The organism is Candidatus Cloacimonadota bacterium (genome assembly GCA_034661015.1).
In the GTDB taxonomy this organism is placed as follows: domain Bacteria; phylum Cloacimonadota; class Cloacimonadia; order JGIOTU-2; family JGIOTU-2; genus JAYEKN01.
On sequence record JAYEKN010000298.1, the window covers coordinates 1 to 1,405 of the forward strand.

The window sequence follows — 1,405 nt, forward strand, 5'->3', positions numbered from 1 at the left end:
TGTGTAACACCCGTATCCACGCCAAATCATCTATGGCGTCTTAACTCCAAACTGAGAGTTATAGCGCCCATAATACTAATCATATAATTTAATCTCATCTAAGGGTTTCTTATTCCCTCTATTTATAATCTCTCACTATCCTGTCAAATTATTGCCCACCAACGCCCGCACTCTCCTTCTTAAAATCCGTTTAATATTTTCCAGTACGAAAAAGCATTACCAAACCTAAAAATCCAAAAATAATATTTGCAAACCAGGCAGCAAAAAGCGGTGAAAGAATTCCGTTATATCCCAAACTCTGTCCCAGCCTTACGATCGAGATATACAAGAAGCAAATCCCGATGGCAAGCACGAAGCCCAAACCACTGGATTTCGATCTGCCTGTTCCGGTAAAAGTAGCGATCGGAATGCAAAAAAACAAAACAATTACATTCATCAGCGGGAAAGCAATCTTCAGATTCAGTTCTACCAATTCCGGTTGATATTCTTCTCCAATTCTTTTCAATCTTTCGATATATTCTTTTAGTTCGAAATAATCCATTTCCTCTTGGGGGTCTTTGCTACTTTTTACAAGCTCTTGAGGTTGAATATAAAGCTGGGGAAATTCCTTTTGATTATAACGCTGGAAGGAAGTTAGTTTGCCATCCGAAAATTCACGGACAAAAACTTTATAATAAACTAATGGTGGAATTTTATCAGATTCATTCTCGTTTTTTTCATTTTCCCAAATAGCATATCCAGCCTGTATCTTGCGGGAAATTTTTCCATTAATATCAAATTGCGAAATGTCTATATCTTTGATCTTATTTCTGTATCCATCGAAAAAACCGATGTAAAAGAGGTTTCCTTCCCCGTCCTTATATTGCAGGTTGGAACGCATCTTGAAATTCTGAACGGGTTTGTCGAAGATCAATACGTCTTTGATATATTCCCTTTTTTGTTCGGAACCGGAGAGAATCCGATCACCATAAAACATCATAACTCCACTAATGAAAAACGCAAAAATGAAAAGAGGTAAAGACATTCTCATTACGCTGATCCCGGCACTGCGGATGGCAATAATTTCATTATTCTTGTTCATATAATGCATAAGAAAAAGACCGGCGAGCAACATTGTAACCGGCGAGCTCAGAATAACAATGTAAGGGGTTCTGAGTAAAAAATAGGCAGCAATGTAAGTAAACTTTGCACTCTCACCCAAAAATTTGCTGAATTTCTCAAAAAATTCTACTACGAGAAATATGGCAATAAATGAGGACAGAATTATCAAATATAATTTAACAAAACTCTTAAAGATATACTTATCTAAAATTTTCATTTAAGTTCTTTCTTACCACGAAATACACAGAAAAACACGGAATTTATTTATAAGATTTTTCATACTTTTTTCTTACCATAAAATATT

1 protein-coding gene is annotated in these 1,405 nt (G+C 35.5%); it reads right to left on the reverse strand.

Features of this window, described 5'->3' with window-relative positions; translation table 11 throughout:
* Positions 1-190: 190 nt before the first annotated feature.
* Complete coding sequence (locus U9P79_10535) at positions 191-1,318, reverse strand: LptF/LptG family permease (GenBank protein ID MEA2105050.1); 1,128 nt, start codon at positions 1,316-1,318, stop codon at positions 191-193.
* Positions 1,319-1,405 lie beyond the last annotated feature (87 nt).